This is a genomic window from Citrobacter sp. Cpo221 (assembly GCF_030332345.1).
Taxonomy (GTDB): domain Bacteria; phylum Pseudomonadota; class Gammaproteobacteria; order Enterobacterales; family Enterobacteriaceae; genus Citrobacter; species Citrobacter portucalensis.
The window spans coordinates 311,684-335,295 of record NZ_JAOWIA010000058.1; the positions used below are offsets into that span (position 1 = coordinate 311,684).

At 51.7% G+C, this 23,612-nt stretch carries 18 protein-coding genes and 1 pseudogene; 13 read left to right on the forward strand and 6 right to left on the reverse strand.

Going from position 1 to position 23,612, the window contains the following annotated elements; all coding sequences use genetic code 11:
• Position 1 precedes the first annotated feature (1 nt).
• Positions 2 to 931: a homoserine kinase gene (gene thrB, locus OGY72_RS19140; RefSeq protein WP_003829759.1), complete on the forward strand. Its 930-nt coding sequence runs from the start codon at positions 2 to 4 to the stop codon at positions 929 to 931.
• A 3-nt stretch (positions 932 to 934) separates the two neighbouring features.
• Entirely contained in the window at positions 935 to 2,221 is a 1,287-nt protein-coding gene (gene thrC, locus OGY72_RS19145; RefSeq protein WP_275397296.1) for a threonine synthase, read from the forward strand.
• 84 nt (positions 2,222 to 2,305) lie between these two features.
• On the opposite strand, the gene yaaA is transcribed toward thrC, so the two are convergent.
• On the reverse strand, positions 2,306 to 3,079 hold the full coding sequence (gene yaaA, locus OGY72_RS19150; protein WP_032942329.1) for a peroxide stress protein YaaA: 774 nt from the start codon (positions 3,077 to 3,079) through the stop codon (positions 2,306 to 2,308).
• 77 nt (positions 3,080 to 3,156) lie between these two features.
• Positions 3,157 to 4,587 (reverse strand): alanine/glycine:cation symporter family protein, encoded by a 1,431-nt coding sequence (locus OGY72_RS19155; RefSeq protein ID WP_286548853.1) that lies wholly within the window; start codon positions 4,585 to 4,587, stop codon positions 3,157 to 3,159.
• 273 nt (positions 4,588 to 4,860) lie between these two features.
• Here OGY72_RS19155 and tal point away from each other — a divergent pair, with 273 nt between their 5' ends.
• The 3 genes from tal to OGY72_RS19170 all read left to right on the forward strand — a co-directional run bounded on the left by tal (position 4,861) and on the right by OGY72_RS19170 (position 7,944).
• The gene (tal, locus tag OGY72_RS19160; protein WP_003829752.1) at positions 4,861 to 5,814 is read left to right on the forward strand and encodes a transaldolase; all 954 of its coding nucleotides are present in this window, start codon (positions 4,861 to 4,863) and stop codon (positions 5,812 to 5,814) included.
• Between the two features lie 110 nt (positions 5,815 to 5,924).
• A complete protein-coding gene (gene mog, locus OGY72_RS19165) occupies positions 5,925 to 6,512 on the forward strand; it encodes a molybdopterin adenylyltransferase (RefSeq protein ID WP_079937140.1) in 588 nt (195 codons plus the stop codon).
• Between the two features lie 124 nt (positions 6,513 to 6,636).
• Positions 6,637 to 7,944 carry an MFS transporter gene (locus OGY72_RS19170; protein ID WP_003829746.1) on the forward strand — a complete coding sequence of 436 codons (1,308 nt, stop codon included), beginning with the start codon at positions 6,637 to 6,639 and terminating at the stop codon, positions 7,942 to 7,944.
• Positions 7,945 to 7,978: 34 nt separating this feature from the next.
• Here OGY72_RS19170 and satP read toward each other — a convergent pair whose 3' ends face one another.
• On the reverse strand, positions 7,979 to 8,545 hold the full coding sequence (gene satP, locus OGY72_RS19175; RefSeq protein WP_003829744.1) for an acetate uptake transporter: 567 nt from the start codon (positions 8,543 to 8,545) through the stop codon (positions 7,979 to 7,981).
• 364 nt (positions 8,546 to 8,909) lie between these two features.
• A complete protein-coding gene (locus tag OGY72_RS19180) occupies positions 8,910 to 9,314 on the reverse strand; it encodes a DUF2541 family protein (RefSeq protein ID WP_003829741.1) in 405 nt (134 codons plus the stop codon).
• A 384-nt stretch (positions 9,315 to 9,698) separates the two neighbouring features.
• Here OGY72_RS19180 and dnaK point away from each other — a divergent pair, with 384 nt between their 5' ends.
• Together dnaK and dnaJ are read left to right on the forward strand one after the other, a co-directional pair.
• Positions 9,699 to 11,621, forward strand: a complete 1,923-nt coding sequence (gene dnaK / locus OGY72_RS19185; RefSeq protein WP_003829739.1) for a molecular chaperone DnaK — start codon at positions 9,699 to 9,701, stop codon at positions 11,619 to 11,621.
• Positions 11,622 to 11,706: 85 nt separating this feature from the next.
• Positions 11,707 to 12,840, forward strand: a complete 1,134-nt coding sequence (dnaJ, locus tag OGY72_RS19190) for a molecular chaperone DnaJ (RefSeq protein ID WP_181509547.1) — start codon at positions 11,707 to 11,709, stop codon at positions 12,838 to 12,840.
• 68 nt (positions 12,841 to 12,908) lie between these two features.
• Here the strand turns inward: dnaJ and OGY72_RS19195 are convergent, their stop codons facing one another.
• The gene (locus OGY72_RS19195; protein ID WP_286548859.1) at positions 12,909 to 16,238 is read right to left on the reverse strand and encodes a DEAD/DEAH box helicase; all 3,330 of its coding nucleotides are present in this window, start codon (positions 16,236 to 16,238) and stop codon (positions 12,909 to 12,911) included.
• A gap of 248 nt (positions 16,239 to 16,486) precedes the next feature.
• On the opposite strand from OGY72_RS19195, the gene nhaA reads away from it, so the two are divergent.
• On the forward strand, positions 16,487 to 17,653 hold the full coding sequence (gene nhaA, locus OGY72_RS19200) for a Na+/H+ antiporter NhaA (protein ID WP_079937135.1): 1,167 nt from the start codon (positions 16,487 to 16,489) through the stop codon (positions 17,651 to 17,653).
• Positions 17,654 to 17,691: 38 nt separating this feature from the next.
• Positions 17,692 to 18,591, forward strand: coding sequence for a transcriptional activator NhaR (nhaR, locus tag OGY72_RS19205; protein WP_003829732.1), 900 nt, complete (start codon positions 17,692 to 17,694; stop codon positions 18,589 to 18,591).
• A gap of 58 nt (positions 18,592 to 18,649) precedes the next feature.
• Here the strand turns inward: nhaR and rpsT are convergent, their stop codons facing one another.
• Complete coding sequence (gene rpsT / locus OGY72_RS19210) at positions 18,650 to 18,913, reverse strand: 30S ribosomal protein S20 (protein ID WP_003018940.1); 264 nt, start codon at positions 18,911 to 18,913, stop codon at positions 18,650 to 18,652.
• Between the two features lie 105 nt (positions 18,914 to 19,018).
• Between rpsT and OGY72_RS19215 the strand changes: the two are divergent.
• The 4 genes and pseudogenes from OGY72_RS19215 to lspA all read left to right on the forward strand — a co-directional run bounded on the left by OGY72_RS19215 (position 19,019) and on the right by lspA (position 23,531).
• A pseudogene (locus OGY72_RS19215) lies at positions 19,019 to 19,234 on the forward strand (DUF2575 domain-containing protein).
• 7 nt (positions 19,235 to 19,241) lie between these two features.
• Complete coding sequence (gene ribF / locus OGY72_RS19220) at positions 19,242 to 20,180, forward strand: bifunctional riboflavin kinase/FAD synthetase (protein ID WP_003829725.1); 939 nt, start codon at positions 19,242 to 19,244, stop codon at positions 20,178 to 20,180.
• Between the two features lie 37 nt (positions 20,181 to 20,217).
• The gene (gene ileS / locus OGY72_RS19225; RefSeq protein ID WP_003829724.1) at positions 20,218 to 23,034 is read left to right on the forward strand and encodes an isoleucine--tRNA ligase; all 2,817 of its coding nucleotides are present in this window, start codon (positions 20,218 to 20,220) and stop codon (positions 23,032 to 23,034) included.
• On the forward strand, positions 23,034 to 23,531 hold the full coding sequence (gene lspA, locus OGY72_RS19230; protein WP_003018932.1) for a signal peptidase II: 498 nt from the start codon (positions 23,034 to 23,036) through the stop codon (positions 23,529 to 23,531). Before ileS ends, lspA begins: the two co-directional genes overlap by 1 nt.
• The last annotated feature ends 81 nt before the right edge of the window (positions 23,532 to 23,612 follow it).

Consider the following 23,612-nt stretch of genomic DNA (forward strand, 5'->3'; position numbering starts at 1 on the left):
CATGGTGAGAGTTTATGCCCCGGCTTCCAGTGCCAATATGAGCGTCGGGTTTGATGTACTCGGTGCGGCGGTAACTCCGGTGGACGGTTCGCTGTTGGGTGATGTGGTGTCCGTTGAGACGGCTGACCAGTTCAGCCTGAACAACCTTGGGCGCTTTGCCAATAAGCTGCCGTCCGAGCCACGTGAAAATATTGTCTACCAGTGTTGGGAGCGATTCTGCCAGGAGCTGGGTAAAACCGTTCCGGTGGCGATGACGCTGGAAAAAAATATGCCGATTGGCTCCGGGTTAGGCTCCAGCGCCTGTTCCGTCGTGGCGGCGTTAGTCGCTATGAACGAACATTGCGGTAAGCCGCTCAACGATACGCGCCTGTTAGCGATAATGGGCGAACTTGAAGGACGTATCTCCGGCAGTATTCATTACGATAACGTCGCCCCGTGCTTTTTGGGCGGTATGCAGTTAATGATTGAAGAAAACGGCATTATTAGCCAGCAGGTGCCAGGCTTTGATGAGTGGCTGTGGGTACTGGCGTATCCAGGGATTAAAGTGTCGACGGCTGAAGCGCGGGCGATTCTCCCAGCGCAGTATCGCCGTCAGGACTGTATCGCTCACGGGCGGCATCTGGCGGGATTCATCCATGCCTGCTATTCCCGTCAGCCTCTTCTGGCCGCGAAGCTGATGAAAGATGTCATTGCTGAGCCGTATCGTACCCGCTTGCTGCCAGGCTTTAGCCAGGCGCGTCAGGCGGTAGCCGAAATTGGCGCGCTGGCCAGCGGTATATCTGGGTCAGGGCCGACGCTGTTCGCCTTGTGCGATAAGCCGGATACGGCGCAGCGCGTAGCAGACTGGCTGGGTAAAAATTACCTGCAAAATCAGGAAGGCTTTGTTCATATTTGCCGGCTGGACACGGCGGGCGCACGGGTACTGGGATAATCAATGAAACTGTATAATCTGAAAGATCACAACGAACAGGTCAGCTTTGCACAGGCCGTCACGCAAGGGCTTGGCAAGAATCAGGGATTGTTTTTTCCGCACGATCTACCGGAATTCAATCTGACAGAAATCGATGAGATGCTGAACCAGGACTTCGTTAGCCGCAGCGCGAAGATCCTGTCTGCATTTATTGGTGATGAGATCCCTCAGGAGATTCTGGAAGAACGCGTGCGCGCGGCATTTGCCTTTCCGGCACCGGTTGCTCAGGTTGCCGCGGATGTCGGCTGTCTGGAACTGTTCCACGGCCCAACGCTTGCATTTAAAGACTTTGGCGGGCGCTTTATGGCGCAGATGCTGACGCACATTAGTGGCGACAAACCGGTAACGATTCTGACGGCGACCTCCGGAGATACCGGGGCGGCCGTTGCGCATGCCTTTTATGGCCTGAAAAATGTGCGCGTGGTGATCCTTTACCCGAACGGCAAGATCAGCCCATTACAGGAAAAACTGTTCTGTACGCTGGGCGGTAACATTGAAACTGTGGCTATTGATGGCGATTTTGATGCCTGCCAGGCGCTGGTGAAACAGGCGTTTGACGACGAAGAGCTGAAGGTGGCTCTGGGGCTGAACTCAGCTAACTCAATTAACATCAGCCGTCTGCTGGCGCAAATCTGTTACTACTTTGAGGCTGTGGCCCAACTGCCGCAAGAGGCGCGTAATCAACTGGTGATTTCCGTTCCCAGCGGTAACTTTGGTGATCTGACTGCCGGGCTGCTGGCGAAATCACTGGGCTTGCCGGTGAAGCGTTTTATCGCGGCGACTAACGTCAACGATACGGTTCCGCGCTTCCTTGCAGAAGGTGAGTGGGCGCCGAAAGCGACTCAGGCGACGTTATCGAATGCGATGGATGTCAGCCAGCCGAACAACTGGCCGCGCGTGGAAGAGCTGTTCCGCCGTAAAATCTGGCGTCTGAATGAACTGGGTTATGCCGCTGTCGACGATGCGACGACCCAGGACACCATGCGTGAACTACATGAGATGGGCTACACCTCAGAGCCGCATGCGGCAGTGGCTTACCGCGCGCTGCGTGACCAGCTAAACCCTGGCGAGTATGGCCTGTTCCTCGGTACTGCGCATCCGGCGAAGTTTAAAGAAAGCGTTGAAGAGATTCTTGACCTGACGCTGGCGTTGCCAAAAGAACTGGCGGAACGCGCGGATCTGCCGCTGCTTTCTCATCACCTGCCTGCTGATTTTGCTGAACTGCGTAAGCTGATGATGACCCGCGGGTAATGGTTGTGCCCGCTGGCGCTTTGCTTAGCGGGCCGACAAAATCTGTAGGCCGGATAAGGCGTTAGCCGTCATCCGGCCTTTTTACTATTGCTCGTGGCGTTTAAATACCAGTTCGCCGTTTCCTGATGCTTCTTCATCAAAGAAATAGCCTTCGCTGTTAAATGCGGTCAATTGTTCCGGCTGCGTTAAGCGGTTCTCAATAATGTAGCGACTCATCAGGCCGCGCGCTTTTTTGGCATAGAAACTGATGACTTTGAACTTGCCGTTTTTCTCGTCGAGGAAGACCGGTTTGATAAGCTCAGCGTTGAGTTTTTTCGGCTTCACGGATTTAAAATACTCATCCGAGGCGAGGTTGATCACCACGCTGTCGCCTTGCGCTTCCAGCGCTTCGTTAAGTTTATCGGTGATGGTATCTCCCCAGAACTGGTAGAGATCTTTACCCTTCGCATTGGCCAGACGAATGCCCATCTCCAGACGGTAAGGCTGCATCAAATCCAACGGACGTAAAACGCCGTATAGCCCGGACAGCATCCGTAAATGCTGTTGAGCGAAGTCGAAATCCGCCTCGCTGAAGGTTTCAGCCTGCAACCCTGTATAGACGTCGCCTTTAAACGCCAGGATGGCCTGACGTGCATTGTCCGGCGTGAAGTCAGGCTGCCAGTCATGGAAACGGGTGGCGTTCAGATCCGCCAGCTTGTCGCTAATCCCCATCAGCTTGCCAATCTGCGGTGCAGAGAGCTGGCGTGCCACGTGAATAAGCTGCTGAGAGTGATCCAGCAACTCGGGCAGCGTATGACGTGTCGTTGCCAGCGGGCTTTGGTAGTCGAGCGTTTTTGCAGGTGAAATCAGAATCAGCATATCCAGTCCTTGCAGGAAATTTACTGCGACTTTAGCAAAAAAAACGACTGAATTGATCGATGGTTGCGATTGCCGCGCTATTCGCGCGGCGTTTCATCCCAGCTATCGGGCGCAAGCTGTTGTCTGATATCAGGATAACGGCGCGGATCGAATTCTGGGCGCACCCCGAGTTTACGCTGGCGCAGATAGTCGCTGGCGATGGTATGGACAACCGGAGAAAGCAGCAGAATCGCCGTCAGGTTAGTGATGGCCATACAAGCCATAATGATGTCGGCCAACTGCCAGACGAGTGGGAAGCTGACTAACGTTCCCCCAACAACGGTACTCACGGTAGCGATACGTAATAGCCAGATGACGCGCATGTTGTCCAGCTTCAGGAAAACGAGGTTGTTTTCCGCATAAATGTAGTTGGCGACGATAGAGCTAAAGGCAAACAGAATCACTATTAAGGCGACGAACCCGGCTCCCCATTCACCCGTCAGTGAGACCATGGCTCTTTGCAGCAACTGGATGCCTTCCATTGGCACATAGCTGGTGCCATTACCCGCCAGTAAAATGATCATTGCGCTGGCCGTACAAAGAATTAGCGTATCGCCCAATACACCAATCATTTGCACAATGCCTTGTGCTGCAGGGTGTGGCGGCCAGGATGCTGCCGAGGCAGCTGCGTTCGGGGTTGAGCCCATTCCGGCTTCATTAGAGAACATACCGCGTTGAAAGCCGCTGGCAATAGCCTGGCTCAGCGTATACCCGGCGGCACCGGCCGCGGCCTCCTGCCAGCCAAAGGCGCTTTTTATGATGGTCATGATAATGCCGGGGAGCTGTCCGAAATGCCAAAGGCAGATGACGAGGCTACAACCGATCCACAGCAGCGCCATCATCGGAACAAACCATTGCATCAGGCGTGCGACGCCTTTAATGCCGCCGACGATGACCAGTAATGACGCGATTGCCAGTGCGATACCGGATAAGAGGGGAGGGATGTCAAAAGCAAAGGTCAGCGCACGAGAGACTGAATTTGCCTGAACGCTATTAAAAATCAGACCATAGGCAATGAGTAAAAAGATGGCAAACAGCACGCCCATCCAGCGCATGCCCAGCCCACGGGCCATATACCATGCAGGACCGCCGCGAAACTGTCCCTTGCTGTCGCGCTCTTTATACAGTTGGGCAAGTGAGCACTCAGCGAATGAGGTTGCCATACCAATGACCGCCGAGACCCACATCCAGAAAATGGCTCCCGCGCCGCCGGCGGCGATCGCCAACGCCACACCCGCCAGATTTCCGCTACCGACGCGCGCGGCAAGACTGGTGCACAAAGCCTGAAAGGAAGTTAAACCGCCCGGTTGCGGGCTGATGCTGTTTTTAAGACTTTTGCCAAACTGACGAATGTAGCGGAACTGCACGAACCCTGTACGCCAGGTGAACCAACATCCTGCGCCAAGCAGGAGGTAGATCATCACCGATCCCCAGAGTATTTCATTAATAAATGAGAAAAAATCAGGCATTAACATCCCTCTTGTTGATGCCGGTAAGCGCGAATAATCCCGTGTAAGCGCTACCAATTATCGACCAGTATATACCTTATAAGGTGATTGATTGCGGGAGTTTACCATAACAATGGGTATATCTTTAATTGCGCATCACGGGCTGTGAGATGCGTAATCAGGGCTGAGCAGCGGGTCGGACAATCCAGGCGGTTGCGCTGAGAGTGCGTCGTGCTATCATCAGGGAAGATCGGTTACATCCCCCTAACAAGCTGTTTAAAGAGAATCGCTATCATGACGGACAAATTGACCTCCCTTCGTCAGTTCACCACAGTAGTGGCCGACACCGGAGACATCGCGGCAATGAAGCTGTATCAGCCTCAGGATGCCACAACTAACCCTTCTCTCATTCTTAACGCAGCGCAGATCCCAGAATACCGCAAGCTGATTGATGATGCTGTAGCCTGGGCTAAGCAGCAGAGCAACGACCGCGCACAGCAGATCGTCGACGCGACCGACAAACTGGCAGTAAATATCGGTCTGGAGATCCTGAAACTGGTCCCGGGTCGTATTTCTACTGAAGTTGACGCTCGTCTGTCCTACGACACCGACGCGTCCATCGCGAAAGCAAAACGTCTGATCAAAATGTACAACGATGCTGGCATTAGCAACGATCGCATTCTGATCAAACTGGCTTCAACCTGGCAGGGCATCCGTGCCGCTGAGCAGCTGGAAAAAGAAGGCATCAACTGTAACCTGACTCTGCTGTTCTCCTTCGCGCAGGCGCGCGCATGTGCAGAAGCTGGCGTATACCTGATTTCTCCGTTTGTTGGTCGTATTCTGGACTGGTACAAAGCCAACACTGACAAGAAAGAGTATGCACCGGCAGAAGATCCGGGTGTGGTTTCCGTAACGGAAATCTACGAGTACTACAAACAGCACGGTTACGAAACCGTGGTGATGGGTGCGAGCTTCCGTAACGTCGGCGAAATCATTGAGCTGGCAGGCTGCGATCGTCTGACGATTGCACCGGCACTGCTGAAAGAGCTGGCGGAAAGCGAAGGTACTATCGAACGTAAACTGTCCTTCTCTGGCGAAGTGAAAGCGCGTCCTGCACGCATCACTGAAGCTGAGTTCCTGTGGCAGCACAACCAGGATCCGATGGCTGTAGACAAACTGGCGGACGGTATCCGTAAGTTTGCTGTAGACCAGGGTAAACTGGAAAAAATGATCGGCGATCTGCTGTAATCATTAACGCGTGGCCCGGATATGGGTCACGCTACCTCTTCTGAAACCTGTCTGTCCTTCCCTTCGCAGTGTATCATTCTGTTTAACGAGACTGTTTAAACGGAATAATCATGAATACTTTACGCATTGGCCTGGTTTCCATTTCTGACCGTGCTTCCAGCGGCGTTTACCAGGATAAAGGCATCCCGGCCCTTGAAGAGTGGCTGGCATCTGCCCTTACCACCCCTTTTGAGCTGCTAACGCGACTGATCCCGGATGAACAGGCGATCATCGAACAGACCTTATGTGAGCTGGTTGATGAAATGAGCTGTCATCTGGTGCTGACTACCGGTGGAACGGGCCCGGCCCGTCGCGACGTAACGCCTGATGCCACGCTTGCCGTAGCTGACCGCCAGATGCCGGGCTTTGGCGAGCAGATGCGCCAGATAAGCCTGCACTTTGTGCCAACGGCTATTCTCTCCCGCCAGGTTGGTGTGATTCGTAAACAGGCGCTGATCCTGAATCTGCCTGGCCAGCCAAAATCGATCAAAGAAACGCTGGAAGGCGTGAAAGATGCTGACGGTAAGGTTATCGTGCCGGGTATATTTGCAAGTGTACCGTATTGTATACAGTTGCTGGATGGGCCGTATGTGGAAACCGCGCCGGCTGTAGTAGCATCTTTTCGTCCTAAAAGCGCAATTCGCGATACAAACGCCTGAAAGTAGCTCGATCGTGACATAAGTGCCAATGATAGTGGAGTATTGAATTGTTTACGATATAGTAATTTTTGCTTTACATATATCGAAAGACAGATTCAATAACTCCACTGACTCATGGTTTGCTATGTCACAACACACTCGACCGCTGAATCGCCAGGATTATAAAACTCTTACGCTTGCTGCTCTCGGCGGTGCGCTTGAGTTTTATGATTTCATTATCTTCGTCTTCTTTGCCGCTGTTGTTGGCGAACTCTTCTTCCCGGCAGATATTCCTGAATGGCTACGTCAGGTGCAAACCTTCGGTATTTTTGCCGCCGGATATCTGGCGCGTCCGCTGGGTGGCATCATCATGGCGCACTTTGGCGATCTGGTCGGGCGTAAGAAAATGTTCACCCTGAGCATTTTGCTGATGGCGATACCGACGCTGGCGATTGGTCTTTTGCCTACCTACGCCTCAATGGGGATCCTCGCGCCGCTGCTGTTACTGCTGATGCGCATTTTGCAAGGCGCTGCCATCGGTGGAGAAGTGCCGGGCGCGTGGGTGTTCGTGGCGGAACACGTACCGGAGCGCCGCATCGGCATTGCCTGTGGCACGCTGACCGCCGGGCTGACGGTGGGGATTCTGCTGGGATCGGTGGTTGCAACGCTGGTGAATACCAGCCTGACGCAGCAGGCGGTGCATGACTACGGCTGGCGTATCCCGTTCCTGCTGGGGGGCGTGTTTGGGCTGGTGGCGATGTACCTGCGTCGCTGGTTGCAGGAAACGCCCATCTTCCTCGAAATGCAGCAGCGTAAAGCGCTGGCGCAAGAGCTACCGGTGAAGTCGGTGGTGAGCAAACATAAAAAAGCGGTGGTCATTTCCATGCTGCTGACCTGGCTGTTATCGGCCGGGATTGTGGTGGTGATCCTGATGTCGCCAGTCTGGTTGCAGAAGCAGTATGGCTTTGCACCCGCGCTAACGTTACAGGCTAACAGTGTCGCTACCATTATGCTGTGCGTCGGTTGTCTGCTGGCCGGGTTTATTGTCGACCGGGTCGGCGCCAGCAAAACTTTTATTGTCGGTAGCCTGCTGCTGGCTTGCTCGAGCTGGTTTTTCTATCACCTGACCGGCAGCCATCCTCAGCACTTGTTCTTGTTATACGGGCTGGTAGGGTTGTGCGTTGGTGTGGTGGGAGCAGTGCCTTATGTGATGGTGCGGGCGTTTCCGGCAGAGGTCCGCTTTACCGGAATCTCCTTTTCTTACAACGTGTCGTACGCCATTTTTGGTGGTCTGACGCCAATCGCCGTGACGATGTTAATGAGCGTGTCGCCAATGGCTCCGGCCTGGTATGTGCTGGCGTTATCGCTGGTGGGGTTAGGTCTGGGGATTTGGCTGCGACAGGATATTTATCATCGCGATACGAGTGTACAGGGAGAGTTACAGCGCTTGTAAGGAATATCCCCCCGTTCGGGGGGATAGCGTCAGTTTAGTGCGCTTCACCGATCGGCAGGATGGTACGGCCAAACTGTTCGTTCAGCACTTCACCCATCGCCAGGTAAATGGCGCTTGCGCCACACACTAAGCCAATCCAACCAGCAACGTGAATGATCGCTTCGTTACCTGCAATGTTGCCAACCGCCAGCAGTGCGAACAGCACTGTCAGGCTCAGGAAGACAAACTGCAACGCGCGGTTAGCTTTCAGCGTGCCGAAGAACATGAACAGTGTGAACACGCCCCACAGACCCAGGTACACGCCCAGGAACTGACCATTGGTTGCATCCGCCAGGCCCATTTTCGGCATGATCAGGATTGCAACCAGCGTCAGCCAGAACGAACCGTAGGAGGTAAAGGCGGTTAAACCGAAGGTGTTGCCTTTTTTATATTCCAGCAGACCGGCAAATATTTGCGCGATACCGCCGTAGAAAATGCCCATCGCCAGAATAATAACGTCAAAGGCGAAGAAACCCGCGTTGTGCAGGTTAAGCAGAATGGTGGTCATGCCAAAGCCCATCAGGCCCAGCGGTGCCGGATTAGCCAACTTAGTGTTGCCCATAATTCCTCAAAATCATCATTGATTGAATGGTGAAATAGTTTCCCCAAATAACGATCACTGTCTTCGGGGCGCGGCATGATAATCAGGGGAGAGGGCACTGTCTATGATCTAACGAAGGGAAAATGAATTATTTTCCCTGTGATGGGCATCACGCTTACGCATGGTTGATCATTTTGCTAAGACAGACGATTTGAAGTACCACCGGGAACTGAGGGATTTGGTGGACGATCTGGTGAGAAATACCCATAGCCAGATGGCGCTGCTTCATGCGCGCGGCAGTGGTTATTCCAGTTCAAAGGCTTTCGCATCAACCGCGTGTCTGCCCCGCATGTTTTCTATGGCTTCTGAATCAAAATGCGCGGAATTAGTCGTCGCCAATAACTTTCAGCGTTGCCATGTCAGAGGAGTTTACTGACTGGCCCGAGAAGGTGATTTTAGACACGCAACGTTTATTGTCGTTGTCGCTATTAATAGTGATCCAGTTGGTCGTTTGTCCCTCTTTAATGGATGACGGGACGTTCAGGCTTTGGCTGGAAGTGCGTACTGCTTTGAAGTAGACGGATGCGCCGTTAAGTTTAATATCGCCGCGATCGGCGGTGAGCTGAATGCGCTTCACAACCCGGCAAACGGGAATTCTCAGCGTGAGGTCGTTGGTTGCGTTGCGGGGCATCGCAACCATACCCAGAACTTTATGATCGTTAGCGTGCGCGGCGCTGCTCAGCAGCAGGCCCATAAGCAGGCTGGTGGAAAGGGTTAACACGGATTTCATGGAATTTCTCTTTGACGGCTGTAAAAGTGTGTGACATCAGACCATCTTACCGCCGACGGGAAACCGTTTCATGGTCGTAATCTTTTCTTTTTATTACAATTTTCACATGAATAACTGTGCTGGTGTTGATTTGTTTTGTGAATTGATTTTGATTGGAAACTATTCGTTTTTTTGCCTTTCTGCCTTTTTACCTTAATTTTATCGCCACTGTGCTAAAAAAAATTTTCATGCCCCCCTTGATGACGTGGGTTACGACCCCATCTTGTAGACAACCGCAGTGGTGAGTCTGAAAAAAAACGATTCAGGGTAGTTGAAACCGCACGTTTCGCCCTTATTACAGATTCACAACCACATGATGACCGAATTTTTAGTGGAGACGTTTAGATGGGTAAAATTATTGGTATCGACCTGGGTACTACCAACTCTTGTGTAGCGATTATGGATGGCACTACTGCACGTGTGCTGGAGAACGCCGAGGGCGATCGCACCACGCCTTCTATCATTGCTTATACCCAGGATGGTGAAACTCTGGTTGGTCAGCCGGCTAAACGTCAGGCAGTGACAAACCCGCAAAACACCCTGTTTGCGATTAAACGCCTGATTGGCCGCCGCTTCCAGGACGAAGAAGTACAGCGTGATGAAGCCATCATGCCGTACAAAATCATCGGTGCTGACAACGGTGATGCATGGATTGACGTAAAAGGTCAGAAAATGGCACCGCCGCAGATTTCTGCTGAAGTGCTGAAAAAAATGAAGAAAACGGCTGAAGATTACCTGGGCGAACCGGTAACTGAAGCGGTTATCACCGTACCTGCATACTTCAACGATGCTCAGCGTCAGGCAACCAAAGATGCTGGCCGTATCGCAGGTCTGGAAGTAAAACGTATCATCAACGAACCGACCGCAGCGGCACTGGCTTACGGTCTGGATAAAGAAGTCGGCAACCGTACTATCGCGGTTTATGACCTCGGTGGTGGTACTTTCGATATCTCTATTATCGAAATCGACGAAGTTGACGGCGAAAAAACCTTCGAAGTTCTGGCAACCAACGGTGATACCCACCTGGGTGGTGAAGACTTCGACAGCCGTATGATCAACTACCTGGTTGACGAATTTAAGAAAGATCAGGGTATCGATCTGCGTAATGACCCGCTGGCGATGCAGCGTCTGAAAGAAGCCGCTGAGAAAGCGAAGATCGAACTGTCTTCCGCTCAGCAGACCGACGTGAACCTGCCGTACATTACTGCAGACGCGACTGGTCCGAAACACATGAACATCAAAGTGACCCGTGCGAAACTGGAAAGCCTGGTTGAAGACCTGGTTAACCGTTCTATCGAGCCGCTGAAAGTTGCTCTGCAGGATGCTGGTCTGTCTGTTTCCGACGTTCAGGACGTTATCCTGGTCGGTGGTCAGACTCGTATGCCGATGGTACAGAAGAAAGTTGCTGAGTTCTTCGGTAAAGAGCCGCGTAAAGACGTTAACCCGGACGAAGCAGTGGCAATCGGTGCTGCCGTTCAGGGTGGTGTATTGACCGGTGATGTGAAAGACGTGCTGCTGCTGGACGTTACCCCGCTGTCTCTGGGTATCGAAACCATGGGTGGCGTGATGACTCCACTGATCGCGAAAAACACCACTATCCCGACCAAGCACAGCCAGGTGTTCTCTACCGCTGAAGACAACCAGTCTGCGGTAACCATCCACGTGCTGCAGGGTGAACGTAAACGCGCCGCTGATAACAAAGATCTGGGTCAGTTTAATCTGGATGGTATCAGCCCGGCTCCGCGCGGTATGCCGCAGATCGAAGTTACTTTTGACATCGATGCCGACGGTATCCTGCACGTTTCCGCGAAAGACAAAAACAGCGGTAAAGAGCAGAAGATCACCATCAAGGCTTCTTCTGGTCTGAACGAAGAAGAAATTCAGAAAATGGTTCGCGAAGCAGAAGCGAACGCAGAATCTGACCGTAAGTTTGAAGAGCTGGTTCAGACTCGTAACCAGGGTGACCATCTGCTGCACAGCACTCGTAAGCAGGTTGAAGAAGCAGGCGACAAACTGCCAGCTGATGACAAAACTGCCATCGAGTCCGCACTGACCGCGCTGGAAACTTCTCTGAAAGGCGAAGACAAAGCGGATATCGAAGCGAAAATGCAGGCGCTGGCACAGGTTTCCCAGAAACTGATGGAAATCGCTCAGCAGCAGCACGCACAGCAGCAGGCTGGCGCAGCAGGCGCTGATGCTTCTGCAAACAACGCGAAAGATGACGACGTTGTCGACGCCGAGTTTGAAGAAGTGAAAGACAAAAAATAATCGCCCTTTGAACGGGTAATTACTGGCACGGGCGAAGAGGTTTCCTCTCCGCCCGTGCACGCATGTTAGGGGCAGATAAAAAGAGATGGCTAAGCAAGACTATTACGAGATTTTAGGCGTTTCCAAATCAGCGGAAGAGCGTGAAATCAAAAAGGCCTACAAGCGCCTGGCCATGAAATTTCACCCGGACCGCAACCAGGGTGATAAAGAGGCCGAAGCCAAGTTTAAAGAGATCAAAGAAGCGTACGAAATCCTGACCGATGCGCAAAAACGTGCGGCTTACGATCAGTACGGTCATGCTGCGTTTGAGCAAGGCGGCATGGGCGGTGGCGGCGGTTTTGGCGGCGGGGCTGACTTCAGCGATATCTTTGGTGACGTGTTTGGCGATATTTTTGGCGGCGGTCGTGGTCGTCAGCGCGCCTCACGTGGTGCTGATTTACGTTACAACATGGATCTCACTCTGGAAGAAGCCGTGCGTGGCGTCACCAAAGAGATCCGTATTCCGACTCTGGAAGAGTGTGACGTCTGCCACGGCAGCGGTGCGAAGTCAGGCACTCAGCCGCAGACCTGTCCAACCTGTCATGGTTCTGGTCAGGTACAGATGCGTCAGGGCTTTTTTGCCGTACAGCAGACCTGTCCACACTGTCAGGGCCGCGGTACGCTGATCAAAGATCCGTGCAACAAATGCCACGGTCATGGTCGCGTTGAGAAAAGCAAAACGCTGTCCGTTAAGATCCCTGCAGGGGTTGATACCGGTGACCGTATTCGTTTAGCGGGTGAAGGTGAAGCCGGTGAACATGGCGCACCAGCAGGTGATTTGTACGTTCAGGTGCAGGTAAAACAGCACCCAATTTTCGAACGTGAAGGCAATAACCTGTACTGCGAAGTACCGATTAACTTTGCGATGGCAGCGCTGGGCGGCGAGATTGAAGTCCCAACGCTGGACGGTCGCGTGAAGCTAAAAATTCCGGGCGAAACGCAAACTGGCAAACTTTTCCGCATGCGTGGAAAGGGCGTCAAGTCTGTACGCGGTGGCGCTCAGGGCGACCTGCTGTGCCGCGTGGTGGTTGAAACCCCTGTGGGCCTGAACGACAAGCAGAAGCAACTGCTCAAAGATCTGCAGGACAGCTTTGGCGGCCCGACCGGAGAACAAAACAGTCCGCGCTCCAAAAGCTTCTTCGACGGTGTGAAGAAGTTCTTTGACGATCTGACGCGCTAAGCTTACTGCCGTATATTCTAAAAAGCCTGAAATTGGAAAATCTCAGGCTTTTATTTTTGGTTCTGTTCTCACTTCCACTCCAGGCTTACCTGTTCAACAACGATATTTGTCTCTGCTTTCTCCGGCAAGGTATGTGCGACACTTGCAAATCCGGGTAATGTCTTCCATACCAATGGGTCTCCAATAACAAAAATGTGTTTTTTAGCACGGGTAAGGGCCACGTTCAGAAGATTAGGTTTGCTCGAAGCCCATTCTGCGCCGCCGCGATTGTGTACATCACATCCAAGAACAAAAATAACGATGTCGTTTTCTTTCCCCTGAAAAGTATGGACTGTACCAACACAGCTTTTTTGCCACTCTTTAATTTCTTTATGTTTTAGTCGCGGTGAGTATTGTTGCCAGCTGGCCAGCTCTCTTTGTTCAATCAGTTCCAACAAAGCATATTTAACAGCCTTGAATGGAGTAATAACGTAAATAGACCCCAGATCTATATTTTCCGTGAGTAGACGGTCCAGCAGTGTAATCAGGCTTTGACCGTGACTATCTCGGTACTGCTTGTCTCCCAAACCGCCTCTTGAAACCAACCAGTGGTTTTCAAGTTCGCCATTGACAAGACGGCTACAGATTTTGTCTGTATCAAGCCCGTGAATCATCCGGTTATTGTATGCCAGTTTATTAGCAATACTGAACATGGGTTCGATACAACGGCGATGTACCCATAATGGGATCCCAATCCAGATGTTATTGTTCATCATCTCTAATTTGCAGCCCCAATGATTGACGCGATCGGCAACCTGTTGGACTGAGAGCTTTTCTGGATTCCACTTTTCAGCATGCTCGTGTAGAAGGTCCTGACAAAGGTGCCTAACCAGTGATGGAGAGGTGGTGAATACAGGCTCAATCTGTAACGGATCGCCCACAACGAGTACGCGTTTGGCGCGCCATATAGCGCCGACGGCCTGTTGAGGTGATGCCTGGCCAGCTTCATCGATCATTACCCAGCCAAGCTCGCCGCCTTTTACTCCATGCAGCATACGTCCCACTGAGGCAAAGGTTGTAGAGAGTACCGGGACAAACATGCATAACGTTTGCCACCAGGGGAGTGGCGTGGGCTCAAGATGAGGGGAATTTAAAAAATTCCTCAGGCGGAGCAGGAACATTTCTCTAAAGCGATCAACGCTCCACATTGCCTCGTAAAGCCAGGCTTGATGAAGATCCATCGCAGCCATAAACAACAGTGAGCGTTGGCGGTTGATCTGAGCGTTTTGCCAGAATGCGGTGCGCTGTAAGCCAGCATTATCGATGGGTTTATGGCTATCAGGTAGAGCTATTCCTGAAAACTTATCCTTCAGGCCCCGCAATTTTTGTTCTATTTCCTCGCGCTGCAGGGCAATCCTGTCTATTTCTTGCTGTAAGCGGCGTTTTTGGGCGTCTGCCTCATTCAGTTGTTTACGCTGTTCAGAAATGAGCTGTGTTTTGTGTATTAATGATGCGCTAAGCGTTAAAAGATGCTGTTGTGTGTTACGTAATGATGTCTGGTAAGTCTGTACCTTTTTACGATTGAGCAAACGAGTCAGCAGGCCAGGTGCATCGGCTTCTTCTATTTTTTGCTGTTGCTTGGCATGCTGAATCTGTTTTTCAATTACGTCCTGCTCAGCTTCAAATTCCTTAAGTGCGCTAAGCCGCTCTTGACATCGCACTGCCGCTTTTGCCATGTCCGAAGACAAAACATCAGATGAACAGTAAGGTTTTTTTGCCAGCAGTTCGGCTAATTCTGCTAACTGTTTTTGCAGCTCTTCTGTTGTTTTCAGGCAGTGAATGAAATGCTGCTTTGCTGCGGTAAAAGAGAGTTTATTGTGGCAAGACTTCCAGCGCCAAAGGCTGAGAAAGTTTTCGTTGTCCGGTCTAGCCATTTCGACTGATGTGTCGCGTAAAAAATGCTCATCAAACAGTAATCTTTGGGCGAATTTTGTACGATTTGTTTTTCTTCCAAGAGCTACTGAAATTAATCCCCAACACTGTTTTTCTGTCGCAAGAGGACGAAAGAGATGGTAATTACGCTCAGTTCCTTTTCCATCTTTATCTCTTTTATGCGCAGATTTGGGCAGGGATTTTGCTGCAACTTGATTTGCGGTCGGTGACAAATAGTCAAGAGAACGAAATTCTTCGGCCAGCGATTTCTTTTGCGGTAATTCGTTAGAGATATTTTCTACGGCTGCATTATTGGATGAGGCCACAATCATTTCGAAACCGGTCAGTTCCGGGACGATAAAGCCTTCATGGGTAAGCGTATCTTCCACATTGCTGAAGCCCGCAAGGATTCTCGCTCGTTCAACGACATTATGCGCAACTAAATCACGCAGCAACGTCGTTTTCCCCGTTCCCGGAGGCCCATTTACTGATAGTAATCCACCTTCAGCAAGCTCTTCTACCGCCGTATTTATTGCAAACTGCTGCATTAATGACATCGCGTGCTCTGGCTCTGAAGGCCAACGCCCCAGAGGCATTTTAGTCGGATGCAGCTTATCGATAATGGCTGTTAGTCCTTTCTGAGAATAGAGATCCGGGTTTCTGTGAACAAGGTGAGTGAGGTAAGTATTGAGTGTTCGGCATCGAGTGTCTTCCAATGATGACATTGCATCTTCAATATCCTCAAAAAAGAAGCTATTTAAGATGGGAAGTACTAATGCCTTTTCATTGTCGCTTATGAGGTCTTCCGTTTCGCTAGCTTCTTCTTGTTCCGTGTCCTGGCTCTCATTGTTGCCGTTAAACCAGTCAATTTGTATTGCATATTGCCATTCAGGTGCAAAGTCCGCCCATGATGTTAAATGAGTGTCGAGCAGCGTGAGAATATTGCTTGCGCGCAATACTCCCGGGCCTTTTTCCCTTACGGGCTCTAACGTAACGCAGAAATCATTGAATGTATCGGCAAGATGCATACAATCGACCGCGAAGACTGATGAGTCGAGTTTGTGGAATTGACGTTTTTTAAGATGGCCCAACGCCCAGGGTAGCGAACTTACCGACAGTTTATCTCTCGTGGGTACACCTTCTCCGTTCAACTGCATCTTAGCAAAACAGGTTGTCCCTTCCTGATCCAAGCGCTGTTCGCATTCGTCGTCATTTTCCTCATTTGTTCCAAGAACCTCCTGACTAATACGGCTGACGATATTTTTCTCAAATAGCCCTACGTGAACAATAAATGATGCCTTCGGCGGAATGTCATATTGCTGGCGTAATTTCTCTGAATGCCACGGAAGTGAAGCATCACCTAATGTAATGAGTTTTTTTAGTGGGATCAGCAGGCTTTTATCTTTTCTTTCAAGCGTATAAGGCTGAAAAAATTCTATGCGTTGCCAGGTTCTCAATATTTCTTGCGGGAGAGGTGTCGAGTCCATCTTAGCTCTTTGATTATTATCCCAATATATCAATGAATACGAGAATACTCTGATCCAAGAATTTTTGAAGATCTGAGAGGAGGAATCATTCTCTCTGGCGGTAATGGCACAGGCAGAACATCTTGATGATTGCTGAAATTTTTACTCGTAAAATCCGATCTATCCATAATGAATAATCTAATTTTAACGAGCTTTTTGAGGGTGTAAGATAGTATTTACGAAGTATTCACCCAATAGAGAGAATAAAAGTGAAACATCTGCATCGTTTTTTTAGTAGCGACGCCTCGGGGGGCATCATTCTGATCATCGCAGCCGTGGTCGCTATGCTGATGGCAAATATCGGGGTTACCAGTGGATGGTACCACGCCTTTTTGGAAACGCCCGTTCAACTGCGGGTTGGCGCGCTTGAGATCAACAAAAATATGCTGCTGTGGATCAACGACGCGTTGATGGCGGTGTTCTTCCTGTTGATTGGTCTGGAGGTGAAGCGCGAGTTAATGCAAGGCTCGCTGGCCAGCCTGCGTCAGGCGGCGTTTCCGATCATTGCCGCTATCGGGGGCATGATTGTCCCGGCGCTGCTGTACCTGGCATTCAACTATGCCGATCCCATCACCCGTGAAGGGTGGGCGATCCCGGCGGCAACGGATATCGCTTTTGCATTAGGTGTGCTGGCGCTGTTGGGCAGCCGTGTGCCGCTGGCGTTGAAAATCTTCCTGATGGCGTTGGCGATTATTGATGACCTCGGCGCTATCGTCATCATCGCGCTGTTCTATACCAGCGATCTCTCGCTGCTGTCGCTGGGTGTTGCCGCATGCGCGATCCTCGTTCTGGCGGCATTGAATCTGTGCGGTGTAAGACGCACCGGTATTTATATTCTGGTTGGCGTAGTGCTGTGGACGGCTGTACTGAAGTCCGGTGTGCATGCAACCCTGGCGGGCGTGATCGTGGGCTTCTTCATTCCATTGAAGGAAAAACACGGACGTTCACCGGCGAAGCGACTGGAGCATGTTCTGCATCCATGGGTGGCATACCTGATCCTGCCACTGTTTGCCTTCGCTAACGCAGGCGTTTCACTGCAGGGCGTCACTATTGATGGACTGACCTCGATATTACCGCTGGGGATCATTGCCGGCCTGTTGATTGGCAAACCGTTGGGTATCAGTCTGTTTTGCTGGCTGGCGTTACGCCTCAAGGTGGCGCAATTGCCGGAAGGAACGAATTTCCAGCAGATTATGGCGGTCGGTATTCTTTGCGGCATTGGCTTTACGATGTCGATTTTTATTGCCAGCCTGGCGTTTGGCAACGTCGATCCTGAGCTGATTAACTGGGCGAAACTGGGGATCCTGATTGGCTCCTTACTGTCGGCGGTTATTGGTTACAGCTGGTTACGCACTCGGTTGAACGCGTCAGCCTGACGGGATAACCCTTTTGTGACAATTTTCAGGGAGAGAGTATGTCTCATATAAACTACAACCACCTGTACTACTTTTGGCATGTCTATAAAGAAGGTTCGGTGGTTGGTGCAGCAGAAGCGCTTTATCTGACACCGCAGACCATTACCGGGCAGATTAAAGCGCTTGAGGAACGCTTGCAGGGAAAGCTGTTCAAGCGCAAGGGGCGTGGGCTGGAGCCCAGTGAGTTAGGCGAATTGGTTTTTCGTTATGCGGATAAGATGTTCACCTTAAGCCAGGAAATGCTGGATATCGTGAACTACCGCAAAGAGTCTAATTTGCTGTTCGATGTTGGCGTAGCAGATGCATTATCGAAGCAACTGGTCAGTAGCGTACTGGATGCCGCTGTGGTTGAAGATGAACAAATCCATCTGCGTTGTTTTGAGTCAACGCACGAGATGCTGTTGGATCAACTCAGCCAACATAAGCTGGATATGATCATCTCCGACTGCCCGATCGACTCTACGCAGCAAGAAGGGTTGTTCTCAGTGCGGATAGGCGAGTGCAGCGTGAGTTTTTGGTGCACCAAACCGCTGCCTGAAAAACCATTCCCGGCCTGCCTTGAGGAGCGTCGGTTGCTGATCCCAGGGCGCCGTTCGATGCTCGGACGTAAGCTGCTGAACTGGATCAACTCACAAGGATTGAATGTCGAAATCCTCGGTGAGTTTGATGACGCTGCGCTGATGAAAGCGTTTGGGGCAACGCATAATGCTATTTTTGTTGCACCTACGCTGTATTCGCACAATTTCTATGCCGATGATTCTATTGTTGAAATTGGACGCGTAGAAAATGTGATGGAAGAGTATCACGCCATATTTGCGGAAAGGATGATCCAGCATCCGGCGGTGCAGCGTATCTGCAATGCGGACTACTCGGCGCTCTTTACGCCAACGAACAAATGACAGACATAAAAAAACCCGCTTGCGCGGGTTTTTTCACAAAGCGACAACAAGCAGGCGATTAAGCCAGTTTGTTGATCTGTGCAGTCAGGTTTGCTTTATGACGTGCAGCTTTGTTTTTGTGGATCAGACCTTTAGCAGCCTGACGGTCCACGATTGGTTGCATTTCGTTAAATGCTTTCAGTGCAGTAGCTTTGTCGCCAGCTTCGATAGCTGCGTATACTTTCTTGATGAAAGTACGCATCATAGAGCGACGGCTAGCGTTGTGCTTGCGGGCCTTTTCAGACTGAACGGCGCGCTTCTTAGCTGATTTGATATTAGCCAAGGTCCAACTCCCAAATGTGTTCTATATGGACAATTCAAAGGCCGAGGAATATGCCCTTTTAGCCTTCTTTTGTCAATGGATTTGTGCAAATAAGCGCCGTTTAAATTGCAGCACTCGTTGCGTAGTGATGGCGCAGGATTCTACCAGCTTGCGTGGCGTGAATACAGCTTTTCCACGAGAAAAATTGCATTGGCGTGCCCGTGAAGGTCTGCAATTTGTTTCATAACAATGAAAACAATCCTCTTTCTGTTTCGTAGAAACAATCGCCGGTTAACGTTGACCGCGGTACAGGGTATACTTTCACGATTTTCACTGTTTTGAGCCAGACATGAAGCTGATACGAGGCATACATAATCTCAGTCAGGCCCCGCATGGGTGTGTGCTGACTATTGGTAATTTCGACGGCGTGCACCGTGGTCACCGTGCGTTGCTGCAGGGTTTACGGGAAGAAGGGCGCAAACGCAATTTACCGGTGATGGTGATGATTTTCGAGCCGCAGCCGCTAGAGCTGTTTGCGACCGACAAGTCACCTGCGCGCCTCACTCGCCTGCGCGAAAAACTGCGTTATCTGGCGGAATGCGGCGTGGACTACGTGCTGTGCGTGCGTTTTGACAGGCGCTTTGCGGCATTAACGGCGCAGACCTTCATCAGCGATCTGCTGGTTAAGCGCCTTGGTGTACAATTTCTTGCCGTTGGTGATGATTTCCGCTTTGGCGCTAGCCGTGCGGGCGATTTCTTGTTATTACAGGAAGCTGGCGCTGAGTATGGTTTTGATATCACCAGCACCCAAACCTTCTGCGAAGGCGGTGTGCGCATTAGCAGCACCGCGGTACGTCAGGCGCTGGCAGAAGATAACCTGCAACTGGCCGAAAGCCTGCTTGGGCATCCTTTTACTATCTCAGGACGTGTCGTTCACGGTGATGAATTAGGGCGCACCATCGGTTTTCCGACGGCAAACTTACCGCTGCGTCGCCAGGTTTCTCCGGTGAAAGGGGTTTATGCAGTTGAAGTGATGGGACTGGGTGACAAACCTTTACCCGGCGTCGCCAACATCGGCACCCGCCCGACGGTAGCAGGCGTACGCCAACAGTTGGAAGTGCATCTATTGGACGTTGTAATGGACCTGTATGGTCGCCATATAGATGTAGTACTGCGTAAAAAAATACGCAGCGAACAGCGATTTGCCTCGCTGGATGAGCTAAAAGCGCAGATTGCGCGTGATGAGTTGACTGCCCGTGAATTTTTTGGGCTAACAAAACCGGCTTAATGCCTATACGAGTTTTAAATACGGAACCGAGAATCTGATGAGTGACTATAAATCAACCCTGAATTTGCCGGAAACAGGGTTCCCGATGCGCGGCGATCTCGCCAAGCGCGAACCGGGAATGCTGGCGCGTTGGACTGATGATGACCTGTACGGCATCATTCGTGCGGCCAAAAAAGGCAAAAAAACCTTCATTCTGCATGATGGCCCTCCTTATGCGAATGGCAGCATTCATATTGGTCACTCGGTTAACAAGATTCTGAAAGACATTATCGTGAAGTCCAAAGGACTCACGGGTTATGACTCGCCTTACGTTCCGGGCTGGGACTGCCACGGTCTGCCGATCGAGCTGAAAGTAGAGCAGGAATACGGCAAACCGGGCGAGAAGTTTACCGCCGCTGAGTTCCGTGCCAAGTGCCGCGAATACGCAGCGACCCAGGTTGACGGTCAGCGTAAAGACTTTATCCGTCTTGGCGTACTGGGCGACTGGTCGCATCCGTACCTGACCATGGACTTCAAAACCGAAGCCAACATCATTCGTGCGCTGGGTAAAATCATCGGTAACGGTCACTTGCACAAAGGTGCGAAGCCGGTGCACTGGTGCGTTGACTGCCGTTCCGCGCTGGCGGAAGCGGAAGTTGAGTATTATGACAAAACCTCCCCGTCCATCGACGTGGCGTTCCACGCCGCCGATCAGGACGCAGTGAAAGCGAAATTTGGCGTTTCTGACGTCAACGGCCCGATCTCTCTGGTTATCTGGACCACTACCCCGTGGACGTTACCGGCGAACCGCGCAATCTCTCTGGCACCTGATTTTGACTATGCGCTGGTGCAGATTGACGGCCAGGCTGTGATTCTGGCGAAAGATCTGGTTGAAAGCGTCATGCAGCGTATTGGCGCGGCTGAATACACCATTCTCGGCACCGTTAAAGGCGCTGAGCTGGAACTGCTGCGCTTTACCCATCCGTTTATGGGCTTTGATGTGCCAGCTATCCTTGGCGATCACGTTACGCTGGATGCGGGTACCGGTGCGGTTCATACCGCTGGCGGTCACGGTCCGGATGACTACGTCATCAGCCAGAAATACGGTCTGGAAATCGCTAACCCGGTTGGCCCGGACGGCGCATACCTGGCGGGTACTTATCCGGATCTGGACGGCGTGAACGTCTTTAAAGCCAACGACAAAATCGTTGCGCTGCTGAGCGAAAAAGGTGCGCTGCTGCACGTTGAGAAGATGCAGCACAGCTACCCATGCTGCTGGCGTCACAAGTCACCGATCATCTTCCGTGCGACGCCGCAGTGGTTCGTCAGCATGGATCAGAAAGGCCTGCGCGCGCAGTCCCTGAAAGAGATCAAAGGCGTGCAGTGGATCCCGGACTGGGGCCAGGCGCGTATTGAATCGATGGTTGCCAACCGCCCTGACTGGTGTATCTCTCGTCAGCGTACGTGGGGTGTGCCGATGTCTCTGTTTGTTCACAAAGACACCGAAGAGCTGCATCCGCGCGCTATCGAACTGATGGAAGAAGTGGCTAAACGCGTTGAAGTTGACGGCATCCAGGCGTGGTGGGATCTCGATCCGAAAGATATCCTCGGTGACGAAGCTGACCAGTATGTCAAAGTCCCGGATACGCTGGACGTGTGGTTCGACTCTGGTTCAACCCACTCCTCCGTCGTGGACGTACGTCCTGAGTTTGCAGGCCATGCGGCAGATATGTATCTGGAAGGCTCTGACCAGCACCGTGGCTGGTTCATGTCATCTCTGATGATCTCCACCGCCATGAAAGGCAAAGCACCTTATCGCCAGGTACTGACTCACGGTTTCACCGTTGATGGTCAGGGCCGTAAGATGTCCAAGTCTATCGGTAACACCGTTTCTCCGCAGGATGTGATGAACAAACTGGGCGCGGATATTCTGCGTCTGTGGGTGGCTTCAACCGACTATACCGGTGAAATGGCCGTTTCTGACGAAATTCTGAAACGTGCTGCCGACAGCTATCGTCGTATCCGTAACACCGCGCGCTTCCTGCTGGCGAACCTGAATGGGTTCGATCCGGTTAAAGACATGGTGAAACCGGAAGAGATGGTGGTGCTGGACAGGTGGGCGGTAGGTTGTGCGCAAGCGGCGCAGGACGAAATCCTGAAAGCCTATGAAGCCTATGACTTCCACGAAGTGGTACAGCGCCTGATGCGCTTCTGCTCCGTCGAAATGGGTTCGTTCTACCTTGACATCATCAAAGACCGTCAGTACACCGCAAAAGCGGACAGCGTGGCGCGTCGTAGCTGCCAAACTGCGCTGTTCCATATTGCTGAAGCGCTGGTTCGTTGGATGGCGCCGATCATGTCCTTCACCGCCGATGAAATCTGGGGCTACCTGCCGGGCGATCGTGAGAAGTACGTCTTTACCGGTGAGTGGTACGAAGGTCTGTTTGGCTTAGGCGAAACCGAAGCGATGAACGATGCCTTCTGGGACGAGCTGTTGAAAGTGCGTGGCGAAGTGAACAAAGTCATCGAACAGGCGCGTGCGGATAAGAAAGTCGGTGGTTCTCTGGAGGCTGCAGTGACCCTGTACGCTGAACCTGAGCTGGCGGCGAAACTGACCGCGCTGGGCGAAGAGTTGCGTTTTGTACTGCTGACCTCTGGTGCGACGGTTGCGGATTATGCAGCGGCTCCTGCTGATGCTCAGCAGAGCGAACTGCTCAAAGGTCTGAAAATCGTACTGAGCAAAGCCGAAGGTGAGAAATGCCCGCGCTGCTGGCATTACACTACCGACGTCGGCCAGGTGGCGGAACATGCAGATATCTGCGGACGCTGTGTCAGCAACATCGCCGGTGATGGCGAACAACGTAAGTTTGCCTGATGAGTAAGCCTCTTTGTTCAACAGGACTACGCTGGCTGTGGCTGGTGGTAGTCGTGCTGATTATCGATTTAGGCAGCAAATACCTGATCCTCCAGAACTTTGCTCTGGGGGATACGGTGTCGCTGTTTCCGTCGCTTAATCTGCACTACGCGCGTAACTATGGTGCGGCGTTTAGCTTCTTAGCCGACAGCGGCGGCTGGCAACGTTGGTTCTTTGCCGGAATCGCCATCGGTATTTGCGTCATCCTGATGGTGATGATGTATCGCTCGAAGGCGACCCAGAAGCTGAACAACATCGCGTATGCGTTAATCATTGGCGGTGCACTGGGCAACTTGTTCGACCGCCTGTGGCACGGCTTCGTGGTTGATATGATTGACTTTTACGTCGGCGACTGGCATTTCGCGACCTTCAATCTGGCCGATACTGCTATCTGTATCGGCGCGGCATTGATTGTTCTCGAAGGCTTCCTGCCGTCGAAAGAGAAAAAAGCCGCATAAAAAAATGCCGGATGGCGCTATGCTAATCCGGCCTACAATATACTGCGATCCTTGTTGGCCCGGTAAGCGTATCGCCACCGG

What these genes read in the sequence shown, in the direction of transcription:
- thrB (WP_003829759.1), top strand. Translation starts at nt 2, where the DNA reads ATGGTGAGAGTTTATGCCCCGGCTTCCAGTGCCAATATGAGCGTCGGG.
- thrC (WP_275397296.1), top strand. Translation starts at nt 935, where the DNA reads ATGAAACTGTATAATCTGAAAGATCACAACGAACAGGTCAGCTTTGCA.
- yaaA (WP_032942329.1), bottom strand. Translation starts at nt 3,079, where the DNA reads ATGCTGATTCTGATTTCACCTGCAAAAACGCTCGACTACCAAAGCCCG.
- OGY72_RS19155 (WP_286548853.1), bottom strand. Translation starts at nt 4,587, where the DNA reads ATGCCTGATTTTTTCTCATTTATTAATGAAATACTCTGGGGATCGGTG.
- tal (WP_003829752.1), top strand. Translation starts at nt 4,861, where the DNA reads ATGACGGACAAATTGACCTCCCTTCGTCAGTTCACCACAGTAGTGGCC.
- mog (WP_079937140.1), top strand. Translation starts at nt 5,925, where the DNA reads ATGAATACTTTACGCATTGGCCTGGTTTCCATTTCTGACCGTGCTTCC.
- OGY72_RS19170 (WP_003829746.1), top strand. Translation starts at nt 6,637, where the DNA reads ATGTCACAACACACTCGACCGCTGAATCGCCAGGATTATAAAACTCTT.
- satP (WP_003829744.1), bottom strand. Translation starts at nt 8,545, where the DNA reads ATGGGCAACACTAAGTTGGCTAATCCGGCACCGCTGGGCCTGATGGGC.
- OGY72_RS19180 (WP_003829741.1), bottom strand. Translation starts at nt 9,314, where the DNA reads ATGAAATCCGTGTTAACCCTTTCCACCAGCCTGCTTATGGGCCTGCTG.
- dnaK (WP_003829739.1), top strand. Translation starts at nt 9,699, where the DNA reads ATGGGTAAAATTATTGGTATCGACCTGGGTACTACCAACTCTTGTGTA.
- dnaJ (WP_181509547.1), top strand. Translation starts at nt 11,707, where the DNA reads ATGGCTAAGCAAGACTATTACGAGATTTTAGGCGTTTCCAAATCAGCG.
- OGY72_RS19195 (WP_286548859.1), bottom strand. Translation starts at nt 16,238, where the DNA reads ATGGACTCGACACCTCTCCCGCAAGAAATATTGAGAACCTGGCAACGC.
- nhaR (WP_003829732.1), top strand. Translation starts at nt 17,692, where the DNA reads ATGTCTCATATAAACTACAACCACCTGTACTACTTTTGGCATGTCTAT.
- ribF (WP_003829725.1), top strand. Translation starts at nt 19,242, where the DNA reads ATGAAGCTGATACGAGGCATACATAATCTCAGTCAGGCCCCGCATGGG.
- ileS (WP_003829724.1), top strand. Translation starts at nt 20,218, where the DNA reads ATGAGTGACTATAAATCAACCCTGAATTTGCCGGAAACAGGGTTCCCG.
- lspA (WP_003018932.1), top strand. Translation starts at nt 23,034, where the DNA reads ATGAGTAAGCCTCTTTGTTCAACAGGACTACGCTGGCTGTGGCTGGTG.